The following is a 16,862-nucleotide window of genomic DNA, read 5'->3' as shown; positions in this document are numbered from 1 at the left end:
ACCTTCGGCTTGCGAGCTTTGGTTACAACTAAACAGCAATATTACTTATTGTCACTCAGATATGACCCAATCTTTAATACAAAAGGAAACTTCAAAGATGAAACTTGGTTCTGTCGAGCATAAGGAATTATTCTGCCGGAGCTTTACCGAAAGCTACAGGGAATACGAACCTGAGTCTCTCCCTTGGCCAGATTTGGACGATACAGCCTTGAGTTTCTTACGCAGTATTCCCTTTTGGGAGAAAGCTCTGGATACAGAACGACAAGCTGGAGCAATAGTCAGTGGTTACGCAGCAACGGTAAGCGATCCTATTTTACAAAGTGCGATCGCTCTCCAAGGTGAAGAAGAATTACGCCACGCCCGTCTACTTCAAACATTAATTGATCGTTACGGCATCGAAATACCAAAACGTCAACCAATTCAAGTTCCCCAAAATATCGAGTCAGTCTTTACGCGTTTTGGCTTTGAAGAGTGTCTGGATACTTTCTTTGCTTACGGGTTATTTGCAATCGCCCGTGAAGCTAATGTTTTTCCAGAATCTATTTTCACTATCTTTGATCCCATCATAGATGAAGAAACACGTCATATTGTTTTTTTTGTCAACTGGTTTACCTATACACAAATTCATCGTGGTCAGGGATTCATCCCATTACGGAGCGCCAAAACCCTCTGGCAATACGGCAAGGCTCTCAGTAATTTGATTGCTGTCTTTGGCAATGATGATCCTAGTAAAACGGGCTTCGCTGTCACAGGTGCTGACATCTTTACCAAAGACCTGACACTAGAAAAATTTCTCAGCATTTGTCTAGTAGAAAATCAGCGCCGGATGAGCAAGTATGACCACCGACTACTCCAACCACAATTACTACCCAGACTTGCCAACATCGCCCTCCGTACCCTTGAGTTAATACCCAAACGCAAACTTCAGAATATTGAGAGTGAGAGGGCTAGTGCCTAATTTTTTGCCCATCAACACTATTCTGGTGCCTCAAGGAGCAGAATATAAAGCTGTTTGTCGCGGATTAAACGGCGTTACTGGTTCCATCCCAACAGTAGTAGCCATACCTGTTGGGATGAAGCCCTTACTTAAGTATCTGCACCAAGGACAATTTTTAGCTCCCAAATCTAGGGTGCTGATTATGGGTATCTGTGGCAGCTTGAGCGATCGCTACAGAGTTGGTGATATTGTGCTGTATCAAGATTGTATTTATCAAGGGAAGCTTCTAGAATGCGATCGCACATTCACAGCACAATTGCACTCTTCTTTATCAGAAAAAGTATCATTAGTCAAGTCATTAACTAGCGATCGCATGATTTGGTCTGCTGCCGAAAAACTTCATTTGGGTGAGACTTTGGCGGCTGATGTTGTTGATATGGAAGGATTTACTGCCTTAGAGTTTTTCAATGTGGGTGGGGTAGCCGTGACAATGCTGCGAGTAGTCAGTGACGATTGTCAGCACGATATCCCCGATCTCACATCAGCAATTAACTCTGATGGTTCCCTAAACCCTTTCTCTTTAGCGATGGCAATGCTTAGACAACCGCTTGCAGCTACTCGGCTAATTCGAGGTTCATTAACAGCATTAAAGGTGTTAGAGCAAGTTACAAATATGCTCTTTTCTGGTAATAGACCGGAATAATTTGTTGAATAATAGCACACTTAGCGGTTTTTAAATCCCCGACTTATTTGATAAGTCGGGGATTTAACTTTCTCTGAATACATTTTCATATAAGTCGAAATTTTTGAAATCGAACTATATAAAAAATATCTTTGATTATATTTGTGTTGATATCACATTAATCACAAGAATAATTACTGTCAGTGTAAGAATAAATACGATTTGATTTTGATGATGAAATTGCTTGTGCAATAAGTTTCATAGAAACTTTATCGTTATGGATATTAATTATAAAATAATATTGGGAAGCATAATATAGAACCTTATCAGGGTTGGGTTCCAAGAGAGCTAATTCTTTTTTATTTGAATAAAAAATACTCTTTTGCGAGAATAGCTCGGAACTAATTTACCAACGATCTAACAGAATTTATGAATTTTAATCAAAACTTGTACTTGTACTCGTTCCTAGCTAATTTTGGATGGCTCAAAAAAAGTTACACCGCTAAAATCATGTTGGTGGCTTTTTTAGGTACCCATGTACCACTTCTAACCTTACTTTTGAGTTTCGTCATTTCAAATTCCTATTCCTTTGGGATGGCGGCACGAGTTATAATTATTGCTCTATTGGCTACATTGGCGGGTACAGCTGTCACCCTCTATGCGCTAAACCATCTCCTCAAACCGGTCATTTTGACATCTGGTGCATTACAAAATTATCTGAACACCAAAACACTGCCTAAATTGCCCACAGAATTTGCTGATGAAGCGGGTACGTTGATGGCAGATACCTCACAAACTCTTCACAAATTAGATGAGTTAATTCACCAAATCACTAATTATGATGACCTGACTGGATTGCCCAATCGTGATCTATTCCGCGATCGCCTCCATCAGATTTTATCCCAACCTGAAAACAACCAGCGCCTTGTAGCTGTGTTTTTGCTCAGTATTGATGATTTCACTGGTATGAGTCATGGGTTGGATCATCAGACAACAAATTTATTGTTAAGAGCAGTTGCCAAGAGATTATTAGACTGCACGGCGCAAACAGATGTTCTCGCCTATTTAAAAGGAGATGAATTTGCTCTTGCCCGAATGGATATTCATTCTTTGGAAAGCGTAATTAAGCTATCTCAGGTGCTGTTGAGTAACCTGAGTAAACCCTTTTCTGTAGAAGGTAACTTGATTCATATTACTGTCAGTATCGGTATCACACTTAATAACCTAACCGATCCTAATAGCGTAGCTCAACTTTTGCAACAGGCTCATATAGCGCTTTACCAGGCCAAACAGCAAGGCCGTAGCCAATACCAATTCTATTCGCCAGAAATTAATGCTCAGTTACAGGAACGACTGACTTTAGAGAATGAATTACATGGAGCGCTGGAGCGTGGTGAAATGCTGGTTTATTATCAACCTCTAATTGATTTACATAGCGGACAAGTTATAGCGATGGAAGCATTAATTCGCTGGCAGCACCCAACATTAGGTTTGGTTTCTCCAGTAAAGTTTATTCCAATTGCAGAAGCCAATGGTGCGATCGTACCAATTGGTGAATGGGTTTTGCGAACTGCTTGCGCCCAAACCCGTGCTTGGCAGCTTGCTGGATTTACCCCAATTCGGATATCTGTAAATCTGTCATCTCGACAGTTTGAACAACCCTATCTGGTTGAGATTGTCAACCAAATTCTTGAAGAAACTGGACTCCAAGCATCTTCCTTAGAACTAGAAGTGACAAAAAGCTTTTTGATGGCTGATATCGATCGTTCAGTTAAAACCTTAAAACAATTACGAGAACTGGGTATTTGCTTGGCTCTAGACGATTTTGGTACTGGTTATTCCTCCCTGAATTATTTGAAACGCTTTCCTGTAAATATGCTCAAAATTGATAAGTCATTTGTGCAGGATGTCATGTCTAATCCTGATAGCGCCGCCGTCACCAATGCGATTATTGCCCTAGCAAAGAGCCTCCGCTTGAAAATCACAGCCGAAGGTGTGGAAACCCAAGAACAGCTTGAATATTTAAAAATGCGTGGATGTGATGAAGGTCAAGGTTTTTACTTCAGTCGTCCTGTTCCTGCTGATATAATTGCCCCGATGTTGCAGAAAAGTTCTCAGCAGATGGAGATTAGTACAAGATAGAAGCCATTACAACCAATCACACTTTTGCACTGATCTCGACAGCCACTTGAATCTCAATCTAGCGCTACGTAACTAGATTGAGATTCTTTTTGTATGGAAGCGCGCCATTAAAGAATTAAAAAAATTATCAGGCGTGACTACAATGGCGCTAAACTCTTATGACGAAGCAGCCCTTAGAGTCAACTTGATAGCCCCTGATGAAATTAGCCGATATCCTCAAGGACTCAAATTATAAGCTGTCGCAGTTTGCGATCGCTGAAATTGAGCAGTTAGAGCAGACAATTACTCTCAAGGCGACCAAAAACGGTGATGTTCCTTATACAGTTTGTTTGGTGCGCCAAAAGGCGATTAAGCTAACGCCAGAGGAGGCAATCCGGCAACTATATTTACGGGTTTTGAGCGATCGCTTGCACTATCCCCTCGGTCGCATTCAGGTTGAGTATGGGGTGAATTTTGGGCGAGAGGTGAAACGGGCAGACATCGTGGTGATGGACAAAGACCGTTCCATCCAACACAGTTTATATGCTCGTGGAGCTAAAAAAGCCAAAGCTGAAGGATGGGAAAGACCAGCTGCGCTCTTACTGTAATGCCACAGGTTCGCCGATCGCAGTCTGGACGAATGGCGATCAAATTTCCTACTACCAGCGCAAAGACCCCAATTATTTTGAAGACATTCCGGGGCTGCCCAATGCAAATCAAACCCTGGCAGATATTCTCCAGATCAAGTTTACCCTAGAAGACCTGATCGCCAATGACAAGTTGGTGAAAGAGAATAAATCCCTCAAGACCTTAATCGAAGAAATGGAAGATGATGTGCTAGCAAATGCTGGGGTAGATGTATTTGAGGAACTGTTTAAGCTGATTTTCACCAAGCTCTATGATGAGTGGTATTCTGGGCAGGGCAACAGGCGATCGACCCGTTCTCTAGAATTTCGCAATACGGGACAGACAGAAGCCGCGCTGAAAACTAAGATTCAGGATCTCTTCGACAAGGCTAAGAAGAAATGGGAAGGGGTGTTTAGTGAGGATGCCAAAATTAGCCTCACGCCGTCTCACCTGTCGGTTTGTGTGTCGTCGTTGGAAAATGTGAAGCTGTTTAACTCCAACCTGGATGTAATCGATGAAGCATTTGAGTATTTGATCAACCAGAGCAGCAAGGGTGAAAAGGGACAGTTTTTTACGCCGCGCTATGTAATTGATCTGTGCGTGAAAATGCTCAATCCGCAAGAGGATGAGTACATGATTGATACAGCTGCGGGGTCATCGGGGTTTCCGGTGCATACGATTTTTCATGTCTGGCGGCAGATTTTAGATGATGAGGGATTGTCAGCGAGTCATTTATTTTCGCTGGAAGATAAGCCGCCCCGGTGCAAAGAGTATGTGGAAGACAAGGTGTTTGCCATCGACTTTGATGAAAAGGCGGTGCGGGTGGCGCGGACGCTGAACCTGATTGCGGGTGATGGGCAGACGAATGTGTTGCACCTGAACACCCTGGACTATGAACTGTGGGATGAAGTCACCGAGCAAGATGACTGGGATGACATTTACCATGAGGGCTTCAAACGGCTCAAACGGCTGCGACCAAAAAACAGCAAGGACTATCGAGAGTTTCAATTTGATGTGCTGATGGCAAATCCGCCCTTTGCGGGGGACATCAAAGAACCGGATACTGTTGGCGAATGTAATACATACTTGTATTTGAAAGTATTATGTAAGCTCAAACCTTCAATCTGCCGTTGCAGCTTTTAGTTGTAACACTTTTGTTTATGCGTTTGTAACACTTTCGCCAACAGTATCAGAACCGCGCATGATTGCCCGCTATGACCTAGCAAAAAAGCCGGATGGCAAGTGGCAAAGCAAAGTCGGGCGCGACATTTTGTTTATTGAGCGCAACCTGGACTTTTTAGAGTTGTCGGGAAATAAAAGATAAGTGAGGCAATGCTGGTCTTGTAATTGGGATTCTCTTAAGCAGCCATCAAGTAGAAGTTCCATAATCCTGCTGCGGTCAGCATCAAATGGTCATCAAAGTTTTCAATCCGATTACGATAAATGACACTGGCGGCGTTGTAGCGCTTCACACCAGCAAAGGCATTTTCGCAAACTACACGGGATTGACTCAATTGACGATTCTCCGTTTTTTGAAGGTCACTTAACTTGCCCCCTTTGGGCTTTTTGTGAGGAAGATGGAGATTGTCATACTGCTTCTGTAATCCCTGAAAGCCCGAGTCTACTTCAATCGGAATTTCATCAGGCACACTACCTGCAATGTCATCTTCGTCATGAAAACGTTTGTCATGCAGTTTGCCTTCTCGTGCTTTGCTTAAGATCAAGACCCGTTTGGTTTCATCAACTGCCGCCAAGTGTTTACGCGTATGACGTTTCTTTTTACCGGAGTAATTCTGTTGTTGTTGTTCTCTTTCTTGAGGTCGCGCAATTGGGCGTTCTGTCCCATCAATCATCACTCGTTGCACTCCTGGAAAGCGTGACAAAAATGCTTCAATGCTTTCGAGATGGCGTTCCGGCAGCGCCATCTTCTGTCCCAAAGCCGCTTCTAATATTGGCTGCAATCGATGCATCCACTCATGTGCCTGGGAGCGATGCATATCAAAGAGCAGTCCCGCCACATCGAAGGTCGGATAACATTTGAAATAGAAAAGGATGAAAAACAATTTGTCTTGGGCTGTAAGTAAGCGGGCTTTGCGTCCTCCACCCAGGCCACGTTGACGAGGCTTGGCCTGTTGAGTATCTAGGTACATCGTGGTAAACGTGGGCAAAAGGGCATCAAATGCTTTCCGGTTCAACCCAGTTAATGCCCTCAACAGTCGGTCTTGCTTCAGCGCACCTTCAATATTCAGCATCATTCTTCCCTACCACTGCTGTCTATTCTCTCTTATTTCCCGACAAGTCTTTTGAAACCAGGGGGTAGAATGGCGATCGTACTTCCCCAAGGACGCTTTAACAACTCTTCCGATAAGAACATTCGAGATTTTATTGCAGAACGCTGCCGAATTTTGGCAGTGGTGGGACTACATGGCAACACCTTTAAGCCGCACACGGGCACAAAAACCTCAGTGCTGTTTGTGCAGAAATGGAACGACGACCCCAAAGCAGGCGCACTCTGCCCTCGACAGGATGACTACAATATCTTTTTTGCCACGATGCGAAAGTCAGGGAAGGATAACTCTGGAGACAAGATTTGGCGCAAGATTTCATCGTCTACGGCTTCACCGCCCGATGATGAACTCAGCGACTTGATGCCGCCTTCTCCGGTGCAACGAGTCGTTGGGGTAGAGGGTGATTTTTTGCGAGATAATCACGAACATTTAGTGGTGGATCACGACCTGTATAACCACGAAGGAAAGACAGAAGACGGTATTGCGGAAGCGTTTATTGAGTTTGCCAAAAAGGAGAACTTCAGTTTTTTTGAACTCAGCCCATCTGTTACACCGTTTGATGCTGTGAAGTATCAGCAGTTAATGGATGGGCTGGAAGCGGTTGAAGTGAGCTTAAATCAGGCTCTTGATCATAACCTTCATTTTAGATTTGACAGTGAGTTTTTTAAGAGAATATACTTTCAAGTCGAGGCTGAAATCAAAGCTTTGCCACATACAAGGCTAAGTTCTACTCAACCTATAATTATTCACCCAACGGAAATCAAACGAGAATATGTAGAAGATGACTCATCAGGAGTCCTATTTTTTAGAACTCAAAATTTGCGTCCGCTAAGAGTTGACCTATCGAATCAAGTTTATATATCTGAAGAAGATGCCGCAAAGTTATCTAAAAATATTATTCAAAAGAACGATGTCCTTATCACAATAACTGGTGCAAATTTTGGTGATACCTTGATTTTCAAAGGAGAGATTGAAGCAATTGCATTATCTCATGTATTCATACTAAGAAATAAGAAAATCAGCCAGTCTTTTCTGGCAGTTTTTCTAAATACTTTTTATGGCAGAGAACAGATTAATAAAGGGATGTATGGAGGGGTATAGCCTGAACTAGCCCCATACTACTTAAAGAATATTCTCTTTCCGATTTTCTCTACCTTATTTCAGCAATTAATTGAGAAATTAGTCGATCAATCACATATAGAAGTAGATACAAGCAAACTCATTTATCAACAAGCTGAGGATTTGCTGTTGTCGGAGCTTGGCTTGAAGGACTGGCAACCCACGGAAGAAACCGTTGCCGTCAAGAGTTTTGCTGAGTCGTTCCTGTCCTCTGGCCGCTTCGACGCTGAATATTACCAGCCAAAATACGATCAAGTAGAAGAAGCTATTAAAGATTGTGGTTTTCTATCTCAAAACTTAGGTTCATTGATAGAACCAATTCAAAACGGTTTTGACTATCGAGAGTATACCGAGGAAGGAACGCCTTATATTCGTGTTGGTGATGTCAAAAACGGACAGATTAATTTTGAAAGTGCCGTAAAAATTCCCATCACGATGGCTAATGTTGATAAGTCTGTAGGTCTACAAATCGGAGATATTATTTTTACCCGTAAAGGTAGTTTTGGTAATTCCGCAGTTGTTACAGAACTAGAAGTTAACGGTATTATAAGTAGTGAAATTATGCTTGTACGTTTAACTTCAGTTTCTAGACAAGAAGTTTTACCAGAGTATGTGAGTTTATTTTTGAATTCCAAATTTGGTTATTTACAGGTTGAACATCGAGTTCATGGTGTGGCTTACTATAGTATTTCTCAACCAGATTTAGCCAATTTGTTAATTCCAATTTTACCAAAATATCAGCAGCAAAAGATTGCTGAGAAGATAAAATCATCATTTTCATTAAAACTAAAATCCAAACAACTGCTAGAAATTGCTAAAACAGGAGTAGAACGGGCAATAGAAACCGATGAAGCGACAGCTACAATTTGGATAAACCAGCAACTTGAAGCCTTGGGGGTAAAACTGACATGATTGCTCAACCTGAGACAAAACACTACACCGTTGAAGAGTATTTAGAACTTGAAATCGCCTCAGACATCCGCAACGAATACCGTGATGGAGAAATTATTCCAATGACTGGTGGAACCCCAGACCATAATGATATTACCAGCAACCTTGTGGCTATCCTGAAAGCAGCATTGCGGGGAAAGCCCTATCGTGTATTTATCCTGGATCAACGACTCTGGATTCCCGATGCAAATCTCTATACTTACCCTGATGCGATGGTTCTGCCCAAACCCTTAGAACTTCAAACTGGACGCAAAGATACCGTGGTGAACCCTTGCTTTATCGCTGAAGTGTTGTCTAAGTCCACCCAAAACTATGACCGTGGTGATAAATTTGTTGCCTATCGTCAAATTCCTACCTTTCAAGAATATTTGCTGATCGATCAATATCGCATACACGTTGAGCATCATGTCAAAACAGCCGCTCATCAGTGGCTATTTTCAGAATACGACGATCCAACTGTCACCCTTTCTTTGAATACCTTTGAGTTGCAAATTCAAATTGCAGAACTTTACGAAAATATCGACTTTTCAAACGTTTGAGTTGAATGGCTAAAACAGGAGTAGAACGGGCGATCGCACCTGATGAAGCGACAGCCACAACTTGGATAATCCAACAACTTGAAACCTTGAATCTAACCTTGGTCATTAACCTAATCACAACCACTTAACATACTGGAGTAGCAATGAAAGCACTTAAAGTCATGGCAACGATCAATGAGGAGGGACAACTAACCTTAGATCATCCTCTCACAATAGATAAAAATAGCCGTGTAGAAGTCATTGTTTTAATTCCAGATGAAGAAACCCCAGATGAGACATCTCAGACAGAAGTTTTAGCAGATTTTCGGCAAGCTTGGCAGGAAGCCATGACTGGACAAACAATTCCCGTTGCTCAACTTTGGGAAGGTCTTAAAGATGACTGATCAGCCTTTTATTCAAGTTGAGGCTTCTGCAACCTTCAACCGAAATCTACGCACTCTTGCTAAGAAATATCGCAGTATTCGGAATGATATACAACCTGTTATCGAACAACTTCAGCAAGGAGAGTTGCCAGGAGATCAAATACCTGGTGTTAGTTATGCAATCTTCAAGTTGAGAGTCCGAAATAGCGACGCTCAAAAAGGTAAAAGTGGTGGCTATCGTCTTATTTATTACGTCAAAACAGCAACTGGAATCATTCTGCTTACTGTTTATACCAAATCAGAACAAGTTGATATTGCAGCAAAGGATATTCAGAGCATCATTGCAGAATATGAGCAACAGACAATCAATGATGAAGAAAGGGATATATAAACAACTGCTGGAAATTGCTAAAACAGAAGTATAACGGGCGATTGAGACTGATGGAGCGATCGCAATTACTTGGATAAACCAACAACTTGAAACCTTGAGTATTAACCTAACTACGTCTACTTAGGGCTTGCTGAAAAAGTCATAAAAAAGCAATTCTTTTGGGTTGACTAGTTATTTAAGCAAGGTTAAAGATAAGTTTTTGTTGCCTATAGCTAGCAAAATCATAATGCTTGGTTATGTCAATCGCTAAAAAATGTCTATTTTTCCAAAATAGACATAAAAAGGCACAAAAAAACCGTGACAGGTGAGTAGAAAGATTCATGACTAAAAAAGTAATAGCAATCACAGTTAGAGTTGTATGAGGAAGTTTCGCCATTACTCTACTCAAGCTAAATCTTCTTTTAGCTTGTCCAAATTTGCCTTCAATACAATTACGAATCCTCTCATCTTGTAAAGCTTGCTTCTTTTTTTCTTTACTCACATTTTTTGGCGGTCTTCCTAAAGGAACTCCACTGATTCTAATACCTCTTTCTTTGCACCAAGATCGGTTTTCTCGCTTTGCGATAAATTTTATCAACATGAACAGATTCTGGATAATATCCAGTGTAGTTTTTAAAGGATTCTATTTGTGTTTTTAAGTCTCCTGATTCATTAAAGTTATCCCATCTAATATGGTCTAAAAATGCATATCCATCAAAGTAACTAGCAGATAGTTTAGCGCCAAATTCCACGGCTTTACCCGCTTTTCCTCGGACAATTGGACGGATATGTGGTTGGCTTAAACTTACAATACGGTCATCAATGCTCTGCTTTTTATTTTCATACAGCCATAGTTGTTGACGATATACTTCTGCGACTACCAGCAACATCTTATATTGTCTATTAGTTAAACTTTTTAGAGATGCTCCTGCTACAATTAGCTGGTCAATATAGGATAAGTTTCTTTTAATATATTGGAGTTGTTTTTTAATCGCTTTTCTCCTCTCTTTTTGAGATACACGACGTTTTTTAGCTACTTCTAAGTAGTCTTTCCTAGCTATTTCTCGGTAAGTCCTTGGTTTTTTCTCTAATATTCCCTTTATCTGTTCATAAAGCAAGTCAATTATTCTTTCTGTCTGTTTTCTCGCTTGATTTAATAGGTTTAAATCTGTTGGATAGCTGATATCACTAGGCACACAAGTCGCATCTAATATTAATTTCCCTCGATTTCTTAGCGTATTACCTTGTTCTGCTGCTTTTTCTGTCGATAGCGCAGCGTTAGCGAGTTCGCGAGCGTCTTCTGTTTTTTTTTCGGTGTCAATAGAAGATGCTAACTCTAGCATCTTCTTAACCATTTCTTGATTCACATTATTGACTAGTTCTGCACTGATTCTTTCTCGAAAATGTACTAACATGGATGCGTCAAATGGAGTTTTGTTACTATAAGATGACATCCCTATAAAGTACTGTAAATAAGGATTCTCCTTGATTTGCTCTACTGTTTCCCTGTCGCTTATACCTAGTTTCTCTTTAATTATTAATGCACCTAACGCCATCCGAAATGACTTTGCTGGTGCCCCTATCTCTGCGGAGAATCCGGCAGAATATTCCGACTCAAATTCTGTCCAGGGTATTAAATCGGCCATAATTACCCAACGATTATCTGATGATAACTTTCCCTCAAATGGAAGCTCAAAACTTTCTGCTGGAATTGGAGTTGATTCTTCTTTTCAGTACATAGTTAATAATGATACACTATGCTGCGACGAACCACTGTGATGCAAGGATTTTGGGCTATTTTACCTTCTTGTCTTGCACCTGAATATACTTCTTTGGTCTGAGAATCTAGAGACTGCAACCTTTTCTTTTTTTTCAGCAAGCCCTACTTAACATACTTGAAGATGACTATTTTGAAATTGTGGAAAGCTTTGCAACCATCTGAGTTCGAGATGAAACCTCAAGCTTGCGAAACATCCTTTTTAAGGCTTGCTTGACAGAGTTTTCAGTAATCCAAAGTTCAGCACTAATTTCTGCATTGGTTTGTCCTTGAGCCACCAACTGAGCAATTTGCATTTCACGAGGCGTTAAACGCTCTGTCTGTAATAGTAGTGGATGTTGCGATTTTACCCTTGCCACCCAAGTAGAAATGTGCAGACAAAGCGCACTCAAATCTATAAGATTTTGTGAGTCAAATGTAGGCATTCCTTGCTGACGAGTAAAACCTACCACGCCTACTAAATGACCATTGCTGACAATTGGCCCTGCCATGACGTGCCAGTGATCGGCACGAGGACAAATCAACCTCCACGTCTTAGGTTCTACAACTAAACCTTCATGAACAGGGGCATGGTGTTCTAGCAAGTAACGTGCAACTGGGTTGTGTTGGGGTGATAGTGCAATTTCCACTGCTTTTTGGAGCTTGCTGTTAGCTAGAGGGATTTGAGCAAAGAAAAACAGCCCACATCGGGTAGCTGAAAAATATTCACTCATTTCTGCGCGGATGTGCGATCGCAACGCCTCTTCGTCTTCAGCTTGAGCAATTGCATGAAATAGAGCTTGTAAAGCAATCATGATTGGCAAATTGTACACTTTCGAGGTCTAGGCGCAGTATAGCAACCAGACCTATCTTAGCTTTAGTCACATCAAGTCTTTTCCCTTATTTGCTTTTTTTGGATTACTTAAGCATGACTCTAAATTCTGCCATTGATGATACACAGATATCCGGGCGCTGGATTCAAATCAGTTTTTTTATCGCAGTAGTGTTTTTCAATCTCTGTTTAGCAACCCAGGTATTCAGTGTTGGACTGGCTTACTTTTACAACTCTGATTGGTGGAACCTACATATTTTGCTCGTGCGAGGATATAGCGGACTCTCAATAATTTTGTTGATATGGGTGTTTTCGATGCCGTTTCCTTCAAGAGTTCAGAGCCTGACAGCAAGCATCCCAGTTTTGCTGGGACTGCAATTTCTCACAATTCACTTGAAGACTTCTTTTCCTTTAGCTGTCTTTCATCCACTCATCGGCTTTTCTTTATTTTCTGTTTCCACAACCCTAGTTCATCGGACATCGCAGATTGTATTTCCCAACCATAACCAAGACTCAATAGGTAAGTTTCAATTCTTTTAGCGCTATTACAGGAGAAATAAAAATGTCTCAATATGCTGATCCATCCGTTCTTGTTGATACCCAATGGCTGGAAAATCATCTCAACGATCCAAACGTCCGCATTATTGAAGTGAATATGAGTCCAGAACCGTACAAAAATGCTCACATCCCTGGTGCTGTCTTCTGGAACATCTTTACAGACTTACTATTGCCCGATTTGAAACTGAATTTGGATGCGATCGCTTTTGAGAGGCTGATGGCACGTTCAGGTATCACAAACAACACAACAGTAATTGCTTATGGCAGTTATCCTGGAACTGGAGCCTGGATTTTCTGGCTTTTGCAAGTCTTTGGGCATGAAAATGTAAAAGTTCTCAATGGTGGCTACCAGAAATGGAAGTCAGAAGATCGTCCACTAGCAACTGAGTTATCCACGTTTCCTGCTACTGATTACCGTGCCAGAGCTACTGATCCTCATCTGCGAGTATTACATAATGAAGTTCAGGCATCGATTGGTAGAAGCGATGTCTACGACGGGCTACGCCTACGCGTGTTGTTAGATGTCCGAACAATTCAAGAATACTGTGGTGAGTGGTTTTTCGATCAGCCACCAAAAGAAGGTCAACTTACTGGTCATATTCCAGGTGCAGTGCATCTTGAGCATACCTTAACTCTGAATGAGGATGGAACTTTTAAATCATTCGACGAATTGAAAAATCTTTATACCAGTAAGGGCATTACGGCTGATAAGGAAGTTTTTCCCTACTGTACTATCGGTGCGCGTTCTGGATATATCTGGTTTGTGTTGAAGTATTTATTAGGTTATCCGAACGTTCGCAATTACGATGGCTCTTGGAATGAGTGGAGTCGTCTACCTGATGTAGCTATAGAGAAGTAGTGAGCTATTATTCGCAAATAATACCAATAACCGCACCTTTACAGACGGACACCACTACCGCCACGAAGATTAAAATCTCTTAACCTTTCGTTACAATCAAGATATCGAGAAGGACGAAAACAAACCTCTCGAAGCTGAAATCAAAGGTGAACGACATGAATGGCACAATTCGCGTTGGTAATCTCTTCGGAATTCCCTTCTATATCCATCCGTCATGGTTTTTAGTTCTGGGTTTGGTAACTTGGAGCTATAGCAGTGGACTGGCGGCACAATTTCCCCAATTATCTGCGGGATTAGCTTTGCTACTGGGATTGATGACAGCGCTGATGTTATTTGCCTCTGTCGTCGCCCATGAATTAGGCCACAGTTTTGTTGCGATTCGTCAAGGAATTGATGTCAAATCCATCACTCTGTTTATATTTGGCGGTTTAGCTAGCTTAGAAAAAGAGTCAAAAACCCCAGGTGAGGCTTTCTGGGTAGCGATCGCCGGGCCAATAGTTAGCTTACTACTCTGCGGTATCGTTACAGCTATTGGTATTACTACTACTGCATCAGGCCCGTTAGCAGCAATTCTTGGTGTTCTAGCTTCTGTTAACTTGGCGTTAGCCCTATTTAACCTGATTCCTGGTTTGCCATTAGATGGCGGAAATATACTGAAAGCTATCGTTTGGAAAGTTACAGGCAATCCTTATAAAGGTGTAACCTTTGCTAGTCGAGTTGGACAAATCTTTGGTTGGGTAGCAATTCTTTCAGGTGTACTTCCCCTAGTATTCTTTGGCAACGCCGATAACTTCTGGAACTTGTTAATTGGCTTCTTCTTGTTACAAAATGCTGGTAATGCGGCTCAATTTGCCAGAGTGCAAGAAAAACTCACAGGTTTGACTGCTGAAGATGCTGTAACTCATGACAGCCCCATAGTATCTGGTAATCTTAGCCTGAGAGAGTTTGCCGATGAGCGAGTCATCAGTGGACAAAACTGGCATCGGTTTTTAGTGACTGATGATGATGGACAATTAGTAGGTGCGATCGCAGTTGATAATTTACGAACTGTCCCAACAGCACTGTGGTCAGAAACTCAAGTAAAAGAAGTCATGCGACCAATTACCGAATCTACCACAGTCCAATCTGATCAACCTCTGCTAGAAGTCATACAGTTACTCGAAGAACAAAAGCTATCTGTGCTTCCTGTAATTCGTGAGAACGGCGTTCTAGTTGGAATTTTAGAAAAAGCTGCAATTATCCAGCTGCTTCAAAGCCGAACTCAACCAAACCCTGCATAGTTGAATAATTTGTAATTCGTAATTAAAGACGGCTTATGTGAGTTGGAGTCTGGAAAGGCGTAAATACGTCAACATAGCTAAACATCTTGGCTAAACCACAGCCTGAAACCCTTGCTATCGGTAGGGCATTTTTAATTCACATAAGGCGTTAAAGCTTAAACTCCACTCAAATTAAAGGGAAAGGGATAATAAAACCTTTCCCTTTTTCGCTATTTTGGAATTATATGGCCATACAGTTCAGTTAAGCCCGAAATCCTTTGTAGAGACGTTGCATTGCAACGTCTCTACAGACCTAAAATCAATACCAAAAATCCTTAACTGAACCGTATTGAATTATATGGAGTTGAGAACAACAGATAAATTCCCATCTTCTGGCTTCTTGAGCAGTTCTGTGGTGATGGCACGTCGCCAAGTTAATTCTTTTGTAGTCTCATCCCAATGCCAGCGTAATAAGTTAGCGGATTGACTCTTAACAATCCCTGGTAAACCAATCGCTTTTCTAGGTGCATTAGTAGCTAAAGCGATCGCACTTTCTACATCACAAATTCCCCACTTCACCAAATTTTGCACTCCCACCAACAAGGGTAAAGTCGTCCCTGACAAAGTGCCATCGGCCAATCGTGCCGTACCGTTTTTAACTTCAATTTGCCGACTGTCCCAAGGATACACGCCATCGGATAGCCCTAGAGGGGAAAGGGCATCGCTGACGAGAAACAGCCCTTTTTCTTGATAGCTAGCGCGAAGTAAAATTTGCAGCATCATGGGCGAAACGTGTTCACCATCAGCAATAAAACCACACATCACATCAGGATGGGTAATTGCTGCCCCTAATAATCCTGGTTCTCGGTGATGTAATGCTGGCATGGCATTGAAGGCATGAGTTACCATCGTTGCACCTTGTTCAAAGGCACATTGTGCTTGAGCAGATGTGGCCTGAGAATGCCCTAAACTGACAGTAATCCCCAGAGAACGCAAATATGGAATTACTTCCCCAGTGAAATCTAACTCCGGTGCTAAGGTGATGACTTTCACGATATAGGCATAATCACCCAAAACCCGCTTTACCCGATCCATTGTCAGGGGTAATAGATACTCTGCCGGGTGTGCGCCGCGCTTTTGGAGATTTAAAAATGGCCCTTCTAGGTGTACTCCCAGAATCTTGGCACCTGCTGGTTGATTGGGGAGAACTTCAGCAATAATAGCAAGCGATCGCTGAATATTTTCTACTGAAGTTGTCACAAGTGTCGGTAAAAATCCATCTACTCCGACATTCCATAAAAATTGTGAGATTTCCTGGAGCTTATGAGCATTTTCAGCCGTTAAATCAGGAAATGCCAATCCCAAAGCACCGTTAATTTGCAAATCAACGCCACCCAATGAAATCCAGTCGCCAGCAACGTTTATTAGAGATGCACGGCTGCGTGCTTCTACTGTACCCATTGGCAAGATTTGCTCAATTATGTCCTCTTCATCAACCAAGAGCATTTGCAAATCTTTGTAACCAGGCACTCTAGCATTGATAATATCTACAGGATTTTGTGTTGCTTGGGTCATCACACTGACGAGAAGAAAGATAAATCT

18 protein-coding genes are annotated in these 16,862 nt (G+C 41.7%); 14 read left to right on the top strand and 4 right to left on the bottom strand.

Annotated features, from left to right (window positions below; genetic code table 11):
* The first annotated feature begins 97 nt into the window (after positions 1-97).
* From NPUN_RS26735 to NPUN_RS42565, 5 genes are all read left to right on the top strand, one after another.
* Positions 98-958, top strand: coding sequence for a ferritin-like domain-containing protein (locus NPUN_RS26735; RefSeq protein ID WP_012411556.1), 861 nt, complete (start codon positions 98-100; stop codon positions 956-958).
* Positions 951-1,640, top strand: a complete 690-nt coding sequence (locus NPUN_RS26730) for a 5'-methylthioadenosine/S-adenosylhomocysteine nucleosidase family protein (protein ID WP_012411555.1) — start codon at positions 951-953, stop codon at positions 1,638-1,640. Before NPUN_RS26735 ends, NPUN_RS26730 begins: the two co-directional genes overlap by 8 nt.
* Before the next feature lie 408 nt (positions 1,641-2,048).
* Entirely contained in the window at positions 2,049-3,761 is a 1,713-nt protein-coding gene (locus NPUN_RS26725; protein ID WP_012411554.1) for a putative bifunctional diguanylate cyclase/phosphodiesterase, read from the top strand.
* Between the two features lie 197 nt (positions 3,762-3,958).
* A complete protein-coding gene (locus NPUN_RS43635) occupies positions 3,959-4,348 on the top strand; it encodes a type I restriction enzyme HsdR N-terminal domain-containing protein (protein WP_234710986.1) in 390 nt (129 codons plus the stop codon).
* Complete coding sequence (locus NPUN_RS42565; RefSeq protein ID WP_234710985.1) at positions 4,290-5,510, top strand: N-6 DNA methylase; 1,221 nt, start codon at positions 4,290-4,292, stop codon at positions 5,508-5,510. Before NPUN_RS43635 ends, NPUN_RS42565 begins: the two co-directional genes overlap by 59 nt.
* Positions 5,511-5,725: 215 nt before the next feature.
* On the opposite strand, the gene NPUN_RS26715 is transcribed toward NPUN_RS42565, so the two are convergent.
* On the bottom strand, positions 5,726-6,622 hold the full coding sequence (locus NPUN_RS26715; protein ID WP_234710955.1) for a transposase: 897 nt from the start codon (positions 6,620-6,622) through the stop codon (positions 5,726-5,728).
* A 66-nt stretch (positions 6,623-6,688) separates the two neighbouring features.
* Here NPUN_RS26715 and NPUN_RS37895 point away from each other — a divergent pair, with 66 nt between their 5' ends.
* The 6 genes from NPUN_RS37895 (at position 6,689) to NPUN_RS26695 (ending at position 10,017) form a co-directional block, all read left to right on the top strand.
* Entirely contained in the window at positions 6,689-7,756 is a 1,068-nt protein-coding gene (locus NPUN_RS37895; RefSeq protein ID WP_052304657.1) for an N-6 DNA methylase, read from the top strand.
* 162 nt (positions 7,757-7,918) lie between these two features.
* Positions 7,919-8,686, top strand: a complete 768-nt coding sequence (locus tag NPUN_RS37890; RefSeq protein ID WP_012411553.1) for a restriction endonuclease subunit S — start codon at positions 7,919-7,921, stop codon at positions 8,684-8,686.
* Positions 8,683-9,264 (top strand): Uma2 family endonuclease, encoded by a 582-nt coding sequence (locus tag NPUN_RS26705; protein ID WP_012411552.1) that lies wholly within the window; start codon positions 8,683-8,685, stop codon positions 9,262-9,264. Before NPUN_RS37890 ends, NPUN_RS26705 begins: the two co-directional genes overlap by 4 nt.
* Positions 9,265-9,269: 5 nt before the next feature.
* A complete protein-coding gene (locus tag NPUN_RS44265) occupies positions 9,270-9,392 on the top strand; it encodes a hypothetical protein (RefSeq protein WP_272913936.1) in 123 nt (40 codons plus the stop codon).
* Between the two features lie 15 nt (positions 9,393-9,407).
* On the top strand, positions 9,408-9,647 hold the full coding sequence (locus tag NPUN_RS26700; protein WP_012411551.1) for a type II toxin-antitoxin system RelN family antitoxin: 240 nt from the start codon (positions 9,408-9,410) through the stop codon (positions 9,645-9,647).
* Positions 9,640-10,017 carry a type II toxin-antitoxin system RelE family toxin gene (locus NPUN_RS26695; protein ID WP_012411550.1) on the top strand — a complete coding sequence of 126 codons (378 nt, stop codon included), beginning with the start codon at positions 9,640-9,642 and terminating at the stop codon, positions 10,015-10,017. The genes NPUN_RS26700 and NPUN_RS26695 overlap by 8 nt, the downstream gene beginning before the upstream one ends.
* Positions 10,018-10,192: 175 nt before the next feature.
* On the opposite strand, the gene NPUN_RS26690 is transcribed toward NPUN_RS26695, so the two are convergent.
* A protein-coding gene (locus NPUN_RS26690) for an IS5 family transposase (RefSeq protein WP_086000611.1) occupies positions 10,193-11,708 on the bottom strand; the annotation gives its coding sequence in 2 pieces (ribosomal slippage) (positions 10,193-10,576 and positions 10,578-11,708; 1,515 coding nt in all).
* 193 nt (positions 11,709-11,901) lie between these two features.
* On the bottom strand, positions 11,902-12,567 hold the full coding sequence (locus tag NPUN_RS26685) for a LuxR C-terminal-related transcriptional regulator (RefSeq protein ID WP_012411549.1): 666 nt from the start codon (positions 12,565-12,567) through the stop codon (positions 11,902-11,904).
* A 113-nt stretch (positions 12,568-12,680) separates the two neighbouring features.
* On the opposite strand from NPUN_RS26685, the gene NPUN_RS26680 reads away from it, so the two are divergent.
* The 3 genes from NPUN_RS26680 to NPUN_RS26670 all read left to right on the top strand — a co-directional run bounded on the left by NPUN_RS26680 (position 12,681) and on the right by NPUN_RS26670 (position 15,281).
* Positions 12,681-13,124, top strand: a complete 444-nt coding sequence (locus NPUN_RS26680; RefSeq protein WP_041565648.1) for a DUF6220 domain-containing protein — start codon at positions 12,681-12,683, stop codon at positions 13,122-13,124.
* A gap of 22 nt (positions 13,125-13,146) precedes the next feature.
* A complete protein-coding gene (locus NPUN_RS26675) occupies positions 13,147-14,001 on the top strand; it encodes a sulfurtransferase (protein ID WP_012411547.1) in 855 nt (284 codons plus the stop codon).
* A gap of 155 nt (positions 14,002-14,156) precedes the next feature.
* Positions 14,157-15,281, top strand: a complete 1,125-nt coding sequence (locus NPUN_RS26670; protein ID WP_012411546.1) for a site-2 protease family protein — start codon at positions 14,157-14,159, stop codon at positions 15,279-15,281.
* Positions 15,282-15,614: 333 nt separating this feature from the next.
* On the opposite strand, the gene nagA is transcribed toward NPUN_RS26670, so the two are convergent.
* Positions 15,615-16,835: an N-acetylglucosamine-6-phosphate deacetylase gene (gene nagA / locus NPUN_RS26665; RefSeq protein WP_052304712.1), complete on the bottom strand. Its 1,221-nt coding sequence runs from the start codon at positions 16,833-16,835 to the stop codon at positions 15,615-15,617.
* Positions 16,836-16,862 lie beyond the last annotated feature (27 nt).

The organism is Nostoc punctiforme PCC 73102 (assembly GCF_000020025.1).
Lineage (GTDB): Bacteria > Cyanobacteriota > Cyanobacteriia > Cyanobacteriales > Nostocaceae > Nostoc > Nostoc punctiforme.
Note: the sequence above shows the minus strand (reverse complement) of the source record. Positions and strands in the feature narration are given on the sequence as shown.